This window comes from Clostridium hydrogenum, from assembly GCF_021432385.1.
GTDB lineage: Bacteria > Bacillota > Clostridia > Clostridiales > Clostridiaceae > Clostridium_S > Clostridium_S hydrogenum.
The window spans coordinates 1799056-1812955 of sequence record NZ_JAEACT010000002.1 but is presented as its reverse complement, the minus strand read 5'-3'; the positions used below and the strand labels follow the sequence as shown (position 1 = coordinate 1812955).

Genomic DNA, 13900 nt, shown 5'->3' with positions numbered 1-13900 from the left:
AAATGTCACAATAGTTTTCTATTCACATTATATTTGAATTTAAATATTAATCTAATTGCTTTGCTATCTCATAAATTACGTTAACAGTAACACCGTTGCCTGCTTGTTTATAGAGTTGACTATCAGAACATACACTTGCTGCCCTTTCAAAATCTTCATCATTCCAACCTTGTAATCTAAAGCATTCTTTTGGAGTCAATTTCCTTATTCTAAATCCTTTTTCTATTACTCCGGCATGACTTCCAGTTGTTAATGTATTACTAATTTGTGGCTGTACTCTATCTCTACCAGTTGTACCTCCAATATGATCTAATCTAATTCCATCACCTTCGTAAGCTTCCACATAACCTTTTTTAGTGTTTTCTCTTACTAATACCTTTTTTTGTCTAATTCCAACTCTATAAAGTCCTGTTTTAGCCCCCAAACCTCCGGCATTGCCAACTAAACTTACTGATATACCTTTAGTATCATATACTCTGTTCCCTTGACAGTTTTTATCTATATATCCTATCTGATTCAACTTATTATCATTAATAATTATTTGCTTTGGCGTTTTATAATCTGTAGCTGATAAGCAACTACACACTCCATTAGTTCCTAACACAATCGCTCTTTTGTTTTTATTTATTGTTAGAGCTTTAATATCCGTTGCCCCCACTATTTCAATATCAGGCGCTTCTGCATTTTTTCCGACAGGAAATACTTCTCGTCTACTTCTTCCTCTAAGATGTCCGATAATGAACACTCTTTCCCTGTTTTGAGGCACTCCATAATATTTAGAATTGAGAACTTGCCATTCCGCATCGTACCCGATTTCATCCAACTCAATGAGAAGTTTAAGGAAGTCAACCCCCCCATTAACACTAAGTAGGTTTTTAACGTTCTCAATGAATAAGGTTGAGGGTCTATTTTCTTCTTCCGTGTCTCTAATAAGTCTTGTAACTGTGAAAAACAAGCTCGAACGGTTTCCATTGAATCCAAGCTGCTTTCCTGCGACACTGATATCTTGACAAGGGAATCCGAAACACCACACATCTGATTTAGGCAATTCATCTGCTCGTACTCTTCTAATATCTTCTCCAAACCATTCATCCTCCTTTGGTTCATGTATAGCTTTATAACTTTTATTTGCGTATTTATCTAATTCACAATGCCCTAGACACTTATGCCCTGCCATTTCCATTCCTCGCCTAAATCCTCCTATTCCAGCGAAAAAATCTAAAAATGTTTTACTCAAAAATCCACCTTCTTTACTTGACATTTTATTTATATTGCATCTTCATTTCTCCAATTCTCAACTATCCTGCAAGCGTCCTCAAATCCATAACCCTGCTTACATAATTGAACTATCTTATTCACCCAAAACTTTATCACGTAATCACCTTCTAACTTTAAAATACCTTGCCACTCTTCCCATACTCAAACGCTCTATCAATTTCATTTTTAAAATCTTCCCATTGCTGCTTATTTTCAAATGCAAGTATTTGCCCTTCATTTACAAGCTCCAAACCATTCTTACAAAGCTTATACGTACCATTTTCGCCTTTAAGATTTACTCCAACTATGTCTAGCTTTAAAGTTGCTTTAGGTTCCTTTGGAGATTCTTTTGGCTCTGTATGATTATTACTTTGAACCACATTAGGAGCATTTAATTTGTTATTGTCTTTCATATATTTGCCTTTCCATGTATAGTAATAAGAAGTTGCAGTTTTCTCAGATATTTTATAATTCTCAACTGCTTTTTTAATTGCCTTTTCTTTTGGAATATTGTCAGCACCATTGAACATTTTATTTAAATTTTCTTCGCTTATCATATTTTTCACCCTTTCGAATCATTGTCCCATCCTAATAATTTAGCTTCTAACGTAGGATCAAATGGTCTCTGACTATAATCATTAAAGTGTCCCTTATCCTTGATTGCTGTTTTTACTGGTTGCTTCATTTGCACTAGTAGTCTATCATACTGTTTTCGCAACTTATCAGGACTTAATATATTTGTGCACCAGAAATCATCATTTTGACACCATTTAATAACGCTCTTTGCTTCTTCAATATCTCTTTTATCTATACGCAATATATAATCAAACTGCTTGGACCATTTTTGTAAGTTTGGTTCCCTTGCATCTGGATTGTTACGCTTAATAAAATTAAACAGATATGAAGCGAGTCGAAACTCATTTGAGTTTGGACAATATATATTCTTATTATCATTATTTACATTATTATCATTATTGTTTGTTTCTGATTGTATTCTGTTTGCATTCTGATTGTGTTCTGTTTGCGTTCTATTTTCATTCTGCTTGTTGGCTGTATCGCTTGGTATATCTGCGCTTAAACCGTTCTGATTTTGGTACTCCTCATAGTTGTTAATTACGATAGTTGTTTTCTTTTTATCTGTCTCAATTTTTATCATTCCATCACTATGAAGTAACTTTAAAAATCTTCGAGTTTTTTCAGAACCCCATCCCCATCTATACATTAATTTTTTTTGTGAGGTTATAAAACTACCGCGTTTAACTACTACTAACTCATTGCCAAGTAGTGTTTTTTTATCTTGATGATTGGCAAGCAAGAGAAGGTCAATCCAGGCATGTGCTTTATCAAAAGGTTTCTCCTGCCACAACCAACTATCTTGAATCTTTCTGTATATACTTATCCAGCCTTTACCTTCTCCCATAGAATTACTCCTTTAAAATAGTTCTAATTCCAAGCCCTTTTCTGCAATGTAGACTGGTATTCCAGTTAACTTTTCAATCTCTTCTTTGAATTGTGCTGCATTACTGTTGCTGTCTGATAAATGTATTAAAATAATTTCTCTGCATTGACTTAAATCATTTGCTTTTAGAAATTCTTTCACATGCTCCATGCTAAAGTGTGATTTTAAAAGCCTATTTGCTAGTGTAGGATGAATCAAACCACTTTCTATATTTTCATTCAAGATAGATTTACTATAGTTACATTCAACCATGATGCGATTAATTTTTGAAAAATTATACTGACAATAATACGAATCTGTAATAAAGAGCATTTTCCCAAAATCTGAATGTTGAATAAGAAATCCTAGTGGCTCTGCTGCGTCATGCTCAGCTTCAAAAGGAAGTATGGTAAATCCTCTTAGTTTAAATTGCTTTTCACTTTCAATTATTTTTGCTCTATAGCTTTCAATATTCATTGCTTTCAGTGTTCCATTACTGCTATAAACATCTATGCTATTGTTTAAAACATCATTTATAGCTTTAGAGTGGTCTTTATGCTCGTGTGTGACCAAACACCCTACAACATTGCTAAGATTGAAATTCAAGCCTTTCAGAATAGTTTTATAAGGCAGCCCACATTCAAGTATTAGTGTTTCATTTTTATTTTGAAGTAGATAGCAGTTTCCACTGCTACCACTTCCCAATACTTTTAATCTCATTAGAATGCTGGTCCTTCTTCTATTTTTGTTTGATGTGGCTGTTGGTCTTTTGGTTTTTCTACAGTGTGGGCTTCATTAGAAACAGCTTTATTATCATTTTTTTCTTCTATATCGATTTGCTTTGAATTACCTTTTTCCTCAATCTCTTTATTTACTGAATCTTCAACACTTATATCAACTATTGTTGCTGGCTCTCTTTCAACATTTTCATCATCTGTATAAACACCCATAAGAATATCTGGACAATGTAATCTTCCAAAGAAGGAAGCGGCTCTGTATTGAATCATTACTTGTGGCATTGTTTTCCACTTGCTACCGTTTTTATTAAGCCATCCCTCTATTTTTGCCATTTCCATTGTTATAAGTGGTCCTCTTAATTCATTGCCATTAAGGTCTTTTGTATATGCATAACATCTAAGTCCATTCCCTTCACCTTCAATTTTGAATTTTAATGGTTCTGAAAATCTATGACATTTATTTATAGCTGATATGATAAACTGGCTTGACCATGAAGGTCTTCCATTGACTATATAAAGATTTTGCATTGTTGCAAATGGTGATATATTTAATCTCTGAGCTGTATCTATAGCAATCATGCAATTACTTATATTGTTCTGATATTCCTTTGGCACTAGCGTTGAAGTTGCTAATGCTTTAGACATTCTTGCAGCTTCTTCAAACTTCTGCATTGAACTAAAAACTCCTAATGATGATGCAACCTGTGTTTCTTCTTTTCTAATTGTTAACTGATTATCCATTTATATTTCCTCACTTTCTACTCTTAATTTTTTATCATTTTCACTTACAACTAAATTAACTAGTTGACTATCTGTGTCTATAAGTTTTGTAACACTTTCTTTGTTATCTACGAATATTGGTGCATTGATGCCATAATGTTGCGAAAGAGTATTAATAATATCCAATCCAGCGTTAACCTTAGCAGCACTATTTAAATTTGTATTGAAAGGTACTCCATTAACAAGTGGCTCACAATCTTCGTCTATTCCACCATTAACCTGTTGCTTAAAAAATCTAAACTTAACATATTTGAATTTACTATTGATGCTAGATTCTAATAGTTCAACTTTAGTTTTTATGAAATCATCACATAGGAACTCTTGTTTTTCTAAGTCTGCAATTTGTTGTGCTAGTGCTTTTTCCTTAGCTTGTAATTCCGCTATTCTCGCTGTAAGTGCTGAATTTTGTTCTTTAAATGCTATAAGGTTATTTATACCACCTAATTCAATCCCTAAATTGGCTTTTTTATGTTTAAGTTCTTCTACTATAGAGCTTGTATCAGAAGGTTTATTTAGTTCAGCTTCGATACCACTAATCTCATTTTTAAGTTCCTGATATTCTGCATCGGATTCTAGGTTTAGTTGTGGTTTAAAATCGCCTATTTTCTTTTGCAACTCGGTAACTTCCGCAGTAACTTTTGATAATTGAGTATTTAAATCAGTAGCTTTGCTATTTAGTTCTTCAAGTTCCTTATTTAGTGATTCAACTCTAGCTGCTTTTGCTTGTCCTTTAACATTTATTTGGTCAAGTCTTTTTGATTGATTGGAATTGAAATTTTCCAGCATTTCTTGTTTCTTTGTTTCTATGTCATCAGCTTCAAAAGGTCGCTTGCACGTAGGGCAAACAAATATATCTTCATCAAAGTGTAGTTCCTCATTTTGAATATCTTTGTATTGTTTTCTAAGTTCAGCCATTTCAACTTGAAGATTTGCGACAGATATTTCTTTATAATGGATTTCTGATTCGACCGTATTAAGTTCCCTACCAAGCTGCATTTTACGACTATTGGATTTATATAAATTATCTTTTAGCTCTAATAATGGTTTTTCCGAATTTGATTTTGCTTCATACTCAATATTTTTAATTTCATCCTTTAAGCTGTATAGTTTATCTCTTTTTTTTAGTATTTCATCATCTACTTTGCTACTATCAAGTATCTGTTCATCCAACATTTTAATATTGGCGCTAATATTCTTTTTATTTATCTCCTGCAGTTCAAAATCAATATCACTTCTTACTGATCTGTTACATTCGTCTACCCTTGCAGGGATATTTTCTTTATCCTTAACAAGTTTTTTCTTAGATGCTGCTATACTCTTTTTCAATTCATCTATATTCTTATTGCCTAATAGCTCCCTCAATGGAAGTAAATCCTTTTTAGAAGCAATTACATCACTGTCAGTAAAATCTCCTACAATGTCCATTAAAACCTTTTTTCTATCCTGCCATTTTAAGTTAGTACTAAAATACATGGGATTAGTTAAAAGCTTGAATATATCTTCCTGAATAATGTCATTAATAGCTTTCTTATATTCACCCTGTTTCTTTGGTACTTCATCAATATAGTAAGATGTGGTTACTCCTTTAAGCTCTGATTCAGGTTTACCCTTTGGCTTAACCCATTTTTCCTCCAAAATTTTTCTTAGTGCTGTCTTAATTCCATCTATTTCAAGAACTGCAGTTACTTCCGTTTCAAGCATATGGACTACATTGTTATTTTCATCAAGTGGTTGTACATCAAATTTAGATTTATCCTGGCTATCTTTATCAAATAGCAGCCATGTAAATGCATCAAACACTGTAGTCTTTCCAGTCCCATTATCCCCATAAACACTTGTTACCTTTGCAAAATCTATGTCTAACTCTTTGATTCCCTTGAAATTCTTTAGGTATAAACCTTTCAAAATAATTGATTTACTCATTTTCTATCCTCCATTGATTTTTTTATCATTCCGTTATAGAATGAAGTTGATTGAATTTTTATTTTTGTACCCTTTGGCGAGGGTATTTTTTATTGAAGTTTTACTCCTTCTCTTTTTAAGTACTCCGCAAAATCTGCTGACTTGCCGACAAATACCATTGCTACATGTTTACCGTTAGAATTAGGCTTTTCCTGTGGATTATTTGCTTCATCCATATACTCCATCATATCTGCTAAATCATCACATACACCCTTGAACATGCCAGCTTTTACACTGTCTCTATTCCTAAGTGCTATCTCATAACTTCTGTAGTACCTGTCTATTAATGCTCTTAAATATCCTTTTAGCACGCTTATTCCTCCCTCAATAAATTTTTCAAAGTGTTGTGGTCCATGTTGTCCAAATCTGAAACAATCTCATTTGTATCCTTGTCATAAACATGGTCTGTATCAACCTCGTATTTTTTCTCTTCCGTTTGCAGAATATTCTGAAACTCTTCACTATGATTTTGCTGAAAACTATTAGCACCTTTCGATACTGATTGAACTGGTGTTACTTTTAGCAATGCAATCACCTCTTTAATTCTTCCAAGCAATGTTTGCAAACTTTCTTACCCTTATACTCAACCACGTCTTTTCCTTCACCACAGAATATACAAGCTGGCTGATACTTCTTTAAGATAATTTGCTCTCCATCAACAAAGATTTCTAATGGATCACCTTCCTCTATGCTGAATGTTCTCCTTAATTCCATAGGAATTACTATCCTTCCCAATGTATCTACCTTTCTAACTACTCCTGTTGCCTTCATAAAAAATTCCTCCTTAATTATTTTTAAATATTTCAATATGCCTTGAATTACGATTAACTAATACAAATTCTTCTATTGTATCTTTAACCACAAGCCAATTTTCAGGTTTGAGTTTTCTTCCCTTGTATTCTAGCTTTGCAATTCTCCCCAACTGCTTAAGAGTTGGTTTCTTACCATGTTTCAAATTTCTTCCTCCTTCCCCCAAAATACCTTGTTACTTGCTATTACGCAGTTATTTACTGTGTCTATTCAATGCTGTGTATTTGTTCATCTAGATGCAATCTTCCAAATAGTATGTTTAGCTTTTTAGCTGCTCTTTCTAAATGTTTTTGTTGCGCTGGCCAGTGGTTGTTTTTCTCTGATAACTCTGCTTTGTACTGCTCCATTAGATACTCAGTTATTAACTGCTTATTCCCTCCCGTCAATTGGATTATCATGGTCCACACCTCCTAACTTAAATAATCTATTATTGCAAACATCACGTATGCTACTGCAAACGCTAAAATGGTTATTGTTAATACTGCTGCTATGCATACAAGTGTTGTGTTTTGTTCTTTGTGCTTGTCCAATTTATTCCTCCTCTAGTTCCTTTATTTCTTTACTAACAAGTGCCTTTTGTTCCTGGTACTGTTCTTCTGGGATATTGTCGTATAGTTGTTCTAAAGATTGCCTTTTGTAGGCTATTTCTGCACGTCTTTCCTCCGGTGTCATGGTCTCAACATTTTTCACTAAATTCACTTCCTTTTTTAACCAAAGGGTTTTACATTATTTTGTAGAATACTCACTTGAAAGTGAGGTGATAATTATGCCATATTATCATATAGCTCAAATTTGCCTTAACGGTCATAAGATAACTACAGCAGCAGATGATTCTCCTGAACTTAAAGAAAATTTTTGTTCAAAATGTGGCGCTGCAACTATCACAAATTGCCCTGACTGTAATACTTCTATCCGTGGATACTATGAAGTTGAAGGTGTTTTTTCATTAGGTAATAAATATAAAGTTCCATCTTATTGTCATAATTGTGGCAAACCATATCCTTGGACTAAAACTGCATTAGAATCTGCAAAGTCATTAATAGATGAAGATGAAAACTTAAATTCAGACGAGAAAAAACAATTTTTCGATACGTTACCTGATTTAATTGTTGAATCTCCAACGCCTAAAACACAATTAGCTGCAGCTAGGTTTAAAAGGTTCATTTCTAAAGCTGCTACATATACTGCTGATGGCGTAAAAGACATAATTGTAAATATCGCATCTGAAACCATTAAAAAATCTTTAGGGCTTTGATTTTTCCAAAGAAAACAAAGTATATCCTGGGCATTTATTATAGCCGCAATTATATGGCTTATTGTCTTTAACCCAACAGTTAGGACAAGTTTCGTGTAGCTTTTCACCTGTATATGGTGAGAAATTTTCTTCAAGTTGCTCTTGAACTGATACTTCTGGAGCAACTTCTCTTTTAATCTCTTCTTGGTGCGAAAGGACTCCACTTTTAATAAAATCTGCATGAATATTATTTGATTCAGTTTGTATCCCCTCAATTGATTTTCTCTTAGCTGCATAAGTACTAATAGCTTCAGCTAAATCTTTAGCATCAACACCGGAAGTAATTGTTATGGCACCCAATTTTACTGTGTGTGATTTGGCTTGTCCACATAAATCTTTAATGGGATCATTCATTTCCTTATCTAGTGCTCTGTATCTTTTTAGAAGTTCCTCACAACTGGTATTGTGCATTTTTATTGCTGTTGCTTCTCTCAATTCGATTACATCTAAAAGTCGCATTTTTATGTCTAGTGTATTCATTTATACTACCTCCTCACTAAAATTAACTTGATTGTTAGCATCCTGTACCTCTCTAAGCAACGCACCCTGCAATGTAATACTATCCAGGTACTTTAACGCTTGACTGTAATCTTTTCTTAAGATGTTATGGTATACCGTTACATTCAAGTAATCTTTTAAAGCTTTCCAAATATATCTATACACCTTTTTCCTTAGCGATTGATTTTGGTATGAGCTGCTTTCATCACCGCAACATAGTGTTTTAACCCTTTTGTGAACTAGTGCTTGAATTGTTTTAGCTTGTCCATCTGTTATATTCATTGTTAATGCTAAATTTTCTACCTTAGTATCAAGCTCACTGAGTTTTTCCTCATGCTGTTCAATAACCTGATACTGTAATCTTAACTGATCCATTGGTGAAAGTTGCTTTTGTTCATTTACTCTAAAATATCCATTTACTAATTCTCTTTGTACCTTCCATGCCAAATCGTCTTGAAATGATTTTACTAACATTAGGTAGCCTGATTCGGTTATAAGTGTTAGCCCAGCGTTATTTATTGGGATGGGAAAATTATTCACATCCGAAGGTTTTATGGAGAAATAGTCTGTATTTTCAATAAAATGTTGAATGTTATTGTTAAAATTCTTTCTTGCAATTCCATCTGTTCTTTGATGTAATAAATCAATATCTTTGAATGTTACAACCCTTTGATTGTTAAATTCTTTTACCGGAATGTATTGATTGTTGATTTTTATTAAGCTCATGATTGCCCTCCTTTTCTTTTTTGATTGCTTATAACTTTTTAATCTTTTGTGCAACTCTTTATTTACCTGACTTTAAAAGTCGTGCAAGTTTCCTTATATCGTCATTGCTTAAATGTCTAGATATGATTTCTGCATAAACTTCTGCCACTCTTCTGTCGTATTCTTCTTGATTTTCAGGAGTTGGATAATGCACCACTATTGTTACTTCATTCATGTTTATCATGTTTGTTGCTCCTGTTTCATTAAATCTATTTCTCTTATATATTCATCATAAAGAAACTTGATTAAACGTTCTTCTGCTATTGGAATACGTTCAGGATTTACAATTACTACTTTTATTTCATCATCATCTTTTTTCTTCATATATCTCACACTCCTATTTTTATAGTGTGTGTACTATATGGAAAATTATTCACTAGCATATAGTAAATAGTTAAATAAGAGTATTGATACTCTTATGGCATTAGAAATATCATCTGAGACTTTTTATATAAATTTAATTACTTCCTATAATACTTTTACCGCTAATTTATTGAGCTTGACTTATGTCTTCTTTATACTCCCATTTGTCCCTCCCCATTATTAATAAGACAGCTTCTTTGGTTTTATCTACACCTGAAGCTTTACGTTTAATTATTATTCTTCTTTTTCCACACACAATTTCTTCTCTAACTGGTAAATTCATTATTTATCCTCCTCCAATTTCAAACTATTACAAAGCTCGTCTACAGAAGTTTTTAATGTATCTGCTATGCTAGTTAATGTATTCATATTAGGATTTTTCCTATTACCATTAGCTATTTCGTTTATTGTGGATTGCCCCAGTCCAGATTGTTTTGCAAGCCTGTACATTGTAAAGCCTTTATTAGTAATTAACTCTTTGAAATCCATCTTAAGTCTCCTTTCTTTAATTTAGTTCACATCTGCTATTTTCGTTTCGTGAACTATGCCATAATTATATATCCGTATTGTGAAGTACTTCAAATTTAAAAAAGGCTAAATTTTCTTACAATTTGAAAATAGCTCTTTATAGCTTATTATTACTCAATATGTCAAAATATATCTCCGTTTTGTGAAATAATTATCGAATTTTGTTTCCGACTACGGAAGCATTATTTTTGCATATATCTTTACAATGTGAAATAATAATGTTATTATAGTTCTGTAAACGGAAATAAAAATAATAAAGGTGATAAAGATGAAAAGTAAGCAAATTTCAATATTAGGTCAAAACATTAAGAAAATCAGAGAAGCACAAAGTACAAGTGCATATAAATTAGCAAAAGATGCCCATGTGGGTACTTCTACTATTTCACAAATCGAAAGTGGGGAAAGGCAAAATTTAAATACAGAAACATTAACAAAAATTGCGGAGGCATTAGGAGTTAAAGCAGAAGACTTGCTTTTTTCTACAGATGGTGAATATGTTGTGAGTGATCTAGAAGAAGCTTTTCAGGTTGTTCTATCTTCTGAAGAATTGTCACTTGATGGCATAGAAATTAAAGAATATGAAAAAGAGTTAATTGAAAGATATATAAAAAAAGCGTTAAAAACTATTCGTGATGAAAGGAACGATTTAAAATGAAAAAAATTGCCTTATATTGTAGGGTGAGTTCTGATGACCAAAAAGAAAGAGAAACAATAGAAAATCAAATTGACATATTACATACGTACTTAGAAATGCATTGTGATAATATGGAAATGTTCAATGAATACTTAGATGATGGTATATCTGGTACTGTTGAATTTATAGAAAGACCTGCTGGGGCAAAACTAATTAAGGATGCTGCAGCAGGTCTTTTTGATACAGTTTTGGTATGGAAGGTTGATAGGTTTGGGCGAGATACTCTGAGTGGATTAAAAGCTGTAGAACTACTAAGAAAATATACGATAGAAATACTTAGTGTCACAGAACCATTTGATTTAAATACGCCTACTGGAAGATTCCAGTTTATAACCTATTTAAACATGGCAGAATTAGAAAGAAATAATATTCTGGATAGAATGTACTTAGGTGCAACTAGAGCTGCTAAAAAAGGTAAATGGCTAGGTGGAATTGTACCTTATGGCTATACTGTGAATAAAGAAGGATTTCTAGAAATAAATGAAGATGAAGCCAATATAATAAAAAAAATATTTAATTTATACGTAAATGAAAAATTAAGTACAATTAACATAGCTATTGTTTTGAACAATTTAAACATATCAACCAGTTGCGGAAGTGGCAAAGGGAAACGCACTAAAAATATAAGCTGTAAATGGCGTTCTGGAACCATACAACGTATTTTAAGTAGTAGCACATATAAAGGTGTTCATGAGTATGGTAAGCGTGCTACACGTAGAAAAGAAACTATTATAAGAAAAGTACCACAAATAATAGATAATGAAACTTGGAACAAAGCCCAAATAGTGAAAAAGGAAAATGTAATTTTGTCTATGCGAAATGCTAAAGTACGAGATTATTTGCTTCGAGGACTTATAAAATGTGGAAAATGTGGCAAGAATTATTATGGGATAAGTTATAAGCAAAGGAATTCTGTTTATGCTTGCAGTGGTAAGCGTGGAGAAAATAAAAAAATTATGAATATACAATGTAAAAATTTAAATGTAAATGCAGATTGCATAGAACATAGTGTTCTAGTAGATTGCTTGGAAATAGTAAAAAACTATCACAATTATATTGATAAATTAAAAGAAAAATCTAATAATCACATTGAACAAAAAAATACTACTCAGATATCAAATTTAAACTCTGAACTTGATAATATCAAAAATGAAAAAAATAACATATTAAAGCTCTATAGAAAGGGAGTGATTAATGATGCTGAACTTGATGAACAATTGTTAGATATAAAAAAAGAAGAAAATAAGTTTATTGCATTAATAAATATAATTAAGGAAAAAAATAAATACATTGATAATGAAAATAAATTAATAGTTTCTATGGAAAACAAACTTGAATATTACAATAAAAAAATAGATAATCTTTCATTTAAAGATAAATATGATTTAATTCATTTATTAGTAAAGGAAATAATTATTGGTACTGAAATAGATCATGGTGAAGAAGTTTCTGTTTGGAATGCAACATATAATCTTTTGAAAATGCCCCCCAGTAGCGACATCGTGAACGTCAAACTTATTCCACAAACCCTTGTCCATGTGGGTACTATGGTTCATCTCGTCCTTGCAATTGCACTGACTACGCTCGGAAAAATTATATTTCCAAGTTGTCAGGACCACTTTTAGACCGAATAGATATATTTTCTTTTGTAAATGACGTAACTTTTAAACAACTCTTTGGAGAAAAAAATACAGACAATGAATCTTCAGAAAGTATTCAGAAAAGAGTTAAATCTGCCAGAAAAATTCAAAGAGACCGTTTTAAAAAGTATGGATTTTACTGTAATTCAGATATGAAAGAAGATCATATAAAAAAATTCTGCAAGCTAACCAATGCAACTTCCAGAATTTTAGAATTAGTTTATACTAAATATCATTTGAGCACTAGAGCTTGTAACAAAATTTTAAAGCTCTCTCGAACAATTGCCGATTTAGATAACGCTAAAAATATAGATAAAAAACACATAATGGAAGCCATACAATACAGAAAATTTTTAAACGATAACATTATTTAATGTTGAAAATTTACAAATAGATGTTAATGGCGCTGTCGCACTAAGACTATTTAATACGTAACGTAAAATTATTGCGAACTAAAAATCAGAGTACAGTGAAGGATGATTTATCTTTCCTTGCGTCAGGTAAATCTTTAACTTAACTGTTGTCACCTTCGCTGAACACATTGATAATATAGCGATTGCGTAAGCAATCAAAAAATAAGTTATAAGATTTTCTGTAGCAAGGCGGAAGAAAATCATCCTTCACTGTACTCTGTACTCTGTCAGTTGTACTCTGAATAATGGTTCGCAATATTTATTATTTGTTTATAAAATAATTTTGTGCGACAGCCTCTTGTAACTCCATAAGAAAGGAATATATATTTATGTATGAATTTAATAAAAAGATAGGTAACTATGGTGAAAATGTAGCAGAATATCATTTACGTGAAAAAGGCTATAAGATTTTAGATAAAAACTTCAGATGCAAGCTTGGAGAAATTGATATAATCGCGCAAAAAGACTCTTATATAGTTTTTGTTGAAGTAAAAAGTAGATACGGAACCATATACGGAAATCCAATAGAGGCAGTAACTTATTCCAAGAAGTATAAAATATACAAAACAGCTTTAGCATATATACAAAAAAGAAATCTTCTAAATTTCGACTTTAGATTTGATATTATTGAAATATTGTTAAACCTTAACGATAATTCTCATTTTGTGAATCATATAACGGATGCTTTTCAAGTATATAAATAGACAACTTTAAGGGCAAT

Annotated in this window: 22 protein-coding genes and 1 pseudogene; 5 read left to right on the top strand and 18 right to left on the bottom strand. The window is 32.0% G+C overall.

Going from position 1 to position 13900, the window contains the following annotated elements:
- Window positions 1–46: 46 nt before the first annotated feature.
- The 12 genes from CUEA01_RS08180 to CUEA01_RS08125 all read right to left on the bottom strand — a co-directional run bounded on the left by CUEA01_RS08180 (window position 47) and on the right by CUEA01_RS08125 (window position 7683).
- Window positions 47–1261, bottom strand: coding sequence for a DNA cytosine methyltransferase (locus tag CUEA01_RS08180; protein WP_234121159.1), 1215 nt, complete (start codon window positions 1259–1261; stop codon window positions 47–49).
- Window positions 1262–1391: 130 nt separating this feature from the next.
- Window positions 1392–1814: a hypothetical protein gene (locus CUEA01_RS08175; protein ID WP_234121158.1), complete on the bottom strand. Its 423-nt coding sequence runs from the start codon at window positions 1812–1814 to the stop codon at window positions 1392–1394.
- A 5-nt stretch (window positions 1815–1819) separates the two neighbouring features.
- Complete coding sequence (locus CUEA01_RS08170) at window positions 1820–2677, bottom strand: hypothetical protein (RefSeq protein WP_234121157.1); 858 nt, start codon at window positions 2675–2677, stop codon at window positions 1820–1822.
- 12 nt (window positions 2678–2689) lie between these two features.
- Window positions 2690–3415, bottom strand: a complete 726-nt coding sequence (locus CUEA01_RS08165) for an MBL fold metallo-hydrolase (RefSeq protein ID WP_234121156.1) — start codon at window positions 3413–3415, stop codon at window positions 2690–2692.
- Complete coding sequence (locus CUEA01_RS08160; RefSeq protein WP_234121155.1) at window positions 3415–4173, bottom strand: recombinase RecT; 759 nt, start codon at window positions 4171–4173, stop codon at window positions 3415–3417. The genes CUEA01_RS08165 and CUEA01_RS08160 overlap by 1 nt, the downstream gene beginning before the upstream one ends.
- Window positions 4174–6135 (bottom strand): AAA family ATPase, encoded by a 1962-nt coding sequence (locus CUEA01_RS08155; RefSeq protein ID WP_234121154.1) that lies wholly within the window; start codon window positions 6133–6135, stop codon window positions 4174–4176. It lies immediately after the preceding gene.
- Window positions 6136–6224: 89 nt separating this feature from the next.
- Window positions 6225–6485 (bottom strand): hypothetical protein, encoded by a 261-nt coding sequence (locus CUEA01_RS08150; RefSeq protein WP_234121153.1) that lies wholly within the window; start codon window positions 6483–6485, stop codon window positions 6225–6227.
- 2 nt (window positions 6486–6487) lie between these two features.
- A complete protein-coding gene (locus CUEA01_RS08145; RefSeq protein ID WP_234121152.1) occupies window positions 6488–6700 on the bottom strand; it encodes a hypothetical protein in 213 nt (70 codons plus the stop codon).
- Window positions 6701–6705: 5 nt separating this feature from the next.
- Window positions 6706–6945, bottom strand: a complete 240-nt coding sequence (locus CUEA01_RS08140) for an AbrB/MazE/SpoVT family DNA-binding domain-containing protein (protein ID WP_234121151.1) — start codon at window positions 6943–6945, stop codon at window positions 6706–6708.
- A 13-nt stretch (window positions 6946–6958) separates the two neighbouring features.
- Window positions 6959–7129, bottom strand: a complete 171-nt coding sequence (locus CUEA01_RS08135) for a DUF6906 family protein (protein WP_234121150.1) — start codon at window positions 7127–7129, stop codon at window positions 6959–6961.
- Window positions 7130–7190: 61 nt separating this feature from the next.
- The gene (locus CUEA01_RS08130) at window positions 7191–7382 is read right to left on the bottom strand and encodes a hypothetical protein (RefSeq protein ID WP_234121149.1); all 192 of its coding nucleotides are present in this window, start codon (window positions 7380–7382) and stop codon (window positions 7191–7193) included.
- A gap of 133 nt (window positions 7383–7515) precedes the next feature.
- Complete coding sequence (locus tag CUEA01_RS08125) at window positions 7516–7683, bottom strand: hypothetical protein (RefSeq protein ID WP_234121148.1); 168 nt, start codon at window positions 7681–7683, stop codon at window positions 7516–7518.
- Window positions 7684–7750: 67 nt separating this feature from the next.
- Here CUEA01_RS08125 and CUEA01_RS08120 point away from each other — a divergent pair, with 67 nt between their 5' ends.
- Entirely contained in the window at window positions 7751–8239 is a 489-nt protein-coding gene (locus CUEA01_RS08120; RefSeq protein WP_234121147.1) for a DUF2321 domain-containing protein, read from the top strand.
- Here the strand turns inward: CUEA01_RS08120 and CUEA01_RS08115 are convergent.
- From CUEA01_RS08115 to CUEA01_RS08090, 6 genes are all read right to left on the bottom strand, one after another.
- A complete protein-coding gene (locus tag CUEA01_RS08115) occupies window positions 8228–8758 on the bottom strand; it encodes a hypothetical protein (protein ID WP_234121146.1) in 531 nt (176 codons plus the stop codon). The genes CUEA01_RS08120 and CUEA01_RS08115 overlap by 12 nt on opposite strands.
- Complete coding sequence (locus tag CUEA01_RS08110; protein ID WP_234121145.1) at window positions 8759–9502, bottom strand: ORF6C domain-containing protein; 744 nt, start codon at window positions 9500–9502, stop codon at window positions 8759–8761.
- Between the two features lie 58 nt (window positions 9503–9560).
- A complete protein-coding gene (locus CUEA01_RS08105; RefSeq protein ID WP_234121144.1) occupies window positions 9561–9725 on the bottom strand; it encodes a 4-alpha-glucanotransferase in 165 nt (54 codons plus the stop codon).
- Window positions 9722–9865, bottom strand: a complete 144-nt coding sequence (locus CUEA01_RS08100) for a hypothetical protein (protein WP_234121143.1) — start codon at window positions 9863–9865, stop codon at window positions 9722–9724. The genes CUEA01_RS08105 and CUEA01_RS08100 overlap by 4 nt, the downstream gene beginning before the upstream one ends.
- 166 nt (window positions 9866–10031) lie before the next feature.
- Window positions 10032–10187: a hypothetical protein gene (locus CUEA01_RS08095; RefSeq protein ID WP_234121142.1), complete on the bottom strand. Its 156-nt coding sequence runs from the start codon at window positions 10185–10187 to the stop codon at window positions 10032–10034.
- On the bottom strand, window positions 10187–10393 hold the full coding sequence (locus tag CUEA01_RS08090; protein WP_234121141.1) for a helix-turn-helix domain-containing protein: 207 nt from the start codon (window positions 10391–10393) through the stop codon (window positions 10187–10189). The genes CUEA01_RS08095 and CUEA01_RS08090 overlap by 1 nt, the downstream gene beginning before the upstream one ends.
- Window positions 10394–10700: 307 nt before the next feature.
- On the opposite strand from CUEA01_RS08090, the gene CUEA01_RS08085 reads away from it, so the two are divergent.
- From CUEA01_RS08085 to CUEA01_RS08070, 4 genes and pseudogenes are all read left to right on the top strand, one after another.
- Window positions 10701–11087 carry a helix-turn-helix domain-containing protein gene (locus tag CUEA01_RS08085; protein ID WP_234121140.1) on the top strand — a complete coding sequence of 129 codons (387 nt, stop codon included), beginning with the start codon at window positions 10701–10703 and terminating at the stop codon, window positions 11085–11087.
- The gene (locus tag CUEA01_RS08080) at window positions 11084–12751 is read left to right on the top strand and encodes a recombinase family protein (RefSeq protein ID WP_234121139.1); all 1668 of its coding nucleotides are present in this window, start codon (window positions 11084–11086) and stop codon (window positions 12749–12751) included. Before CUEA01_RS08085 ends, CUEA01_RS08080 begins: the two co-directional genes overlap by 4 nt.
- Window positions 12706–13140: pseudogene (locus CUEA01_RS08075) on the top strand (magnesium chelatase subunit ChlI family protein); the annotation flags it as partial. The gene CUEA01_RS08080 and the pseudogene CUEA01_RS08075, both read left to right, overlap by 46 nt.
- 368 nt (window positions 13141–13508) lie before the next feature.
- A complete protein-coding gene (locus CUEA01_RS08070; RefSeq protein ID WP_234121138.1) occupies window positions 13509–13883 on the top strand; it encodes a YraN family protein in 375 nt (124 codons plus the stop codon).
- Window positions 13884–13900: the final 17 nt, after the last annotated feature.

What these genes read in the sequence shown, in the direction of transcription:
- CUEA01_RS08180 (WP_234121159.1), bottom strand. Translation starts at nt 1,261, where the DNA reads ATGTCAAGTAAAGAAGGTGGATTTTTGAGTAAAACATTTTTAGATTTT.
- CUEA01_RS08175 (WP_234121158.1), bottom strand. Translation starts at nt 1,814, where the DNA reads ATGATAAGCGAAGAAAATTTAAATAAAATGTTCAATGGTGCTGACAAT.
- CUEA01_RS08170 (WP_234121157.1), bottom strand. Translation starts at nt 2,677, where the DNA reads ATGGGAGAAGGTAAAGGCTGGATAAGTATATACAGAAAGATTCAAGAT.
- CUEA01_RS08165 (WP_234121156.1), bottom strand. Translation starts at nt 3,415, where the DNA reads ATGAGATTAAAAGTATTGGGAAGTGGTAGCAGTGGAAACTGCTATCTA.
- CUEA01_RS08160 (WP_234121155.1), bottom strand. Translation starts at nt 4,173, where the DNA reads ATGGATAATCAGTTAACAATTAGAAAAGAAGAAACACAGGTTGCATCA.
- CUEA01_RS08155 (WP_234121154.1), bottom strand. Translation starts at nt 6,135, where the DNA reads ATGAGTAAATCAATTATTTTGAAAGGTTTATACCTAAAGAATTTCAAG.
- CUEA01_RS08140 (WP_234121151.1), bottom strand. Translation starts at nt 6,945, where the DNA reads ATGAAGGCAACAGGAGTAGTTAGAAAGGTAGATACATTGGGAAGGATA.
- CUEA01_RS08130 (WP_234121149.1), bottom strand. Translation starts at nt 7,382, where the DNA reads ATGATAATCCAATTGACGGGAGGGAATAAGCAGTTAATAACTGAGTAT.
- CUEA01_RS08120 (WP_234121147.1), top strand. Translation starts at nt 7,751, where the DNA reads ATGCCATATTATCATATAGCTCAAATTTGCCTTAACGGTCATAAGATA.
- CUEA01_RS08115 (WP_234121146.1), bottom strand. Translation starts at nt 8,758, where the DNA reads ATGAATACACTAGACATAAAAATGCGACTTTTAGATGTAATCGAATTG.
- CUEA01_RS08110 (WP_234121145.1), bottom strand. Translation starts at nt 9,502, where the DNA reads ATGAGCTTAATAAAAATCAACAATCAATACATTCCGGTAAAAGAATTT.
- CUEA01_RS08105 (WP_234121144.1), bottom strand. Translation starts at nt 9,725, where the DNA reads ATGATAAACATGAATGAAGTAACAATAGTGGTGCATTATCCAACTCCT.
- CUEA01_RS08100 (WP_234121143.1), bottom strand. Translation starts at nt 9,865, where the DNA reads ATGAAGAAAAAAGATGATGATGAAATAAAAGTAGTAATTGTAAATCCT.
- CUEA01_RS08095 (WP_234121142.1), bottom strand. Translation starts at nt 10,187, where the DNA reads ATGAATTTACCAGTTAGAGAAGAAATTGTGTGTGGAAAAAGAAGAATA.
- CUEA01_RS08090 (WP_234121141.1), bottom strand. Translation starts at nt 10,393, where the DNA reads ATGGATTTCAAAGAGTTAATTACTAATAAAGGCTTTACAATGTACAGG.
- CUEA01_RS08085 (WP_234121140.1), top strand. Translation starts at nt 10,701, where the DNA reads ATGAAAAGTAAGCAAATTTCAATATTAGGTCAAAACATTAAGAAAATC.
- CUEA01_RS08080 (WP_234121139.1), top strand. Translation starts at nt 11,084, where the DNA reads ATGAAAAAAATTGCCTTATATTGTAGGGTGAGTTCTGATGACCAAAAA.
- CUEA01_RS08070 (WP_234121138.1), top strand. Translation starts at nt 13,509, where the DNA reads ATGTATGAATTTAATAAAAAGATAGGTAACTATGGTGAAAATGTAGCA.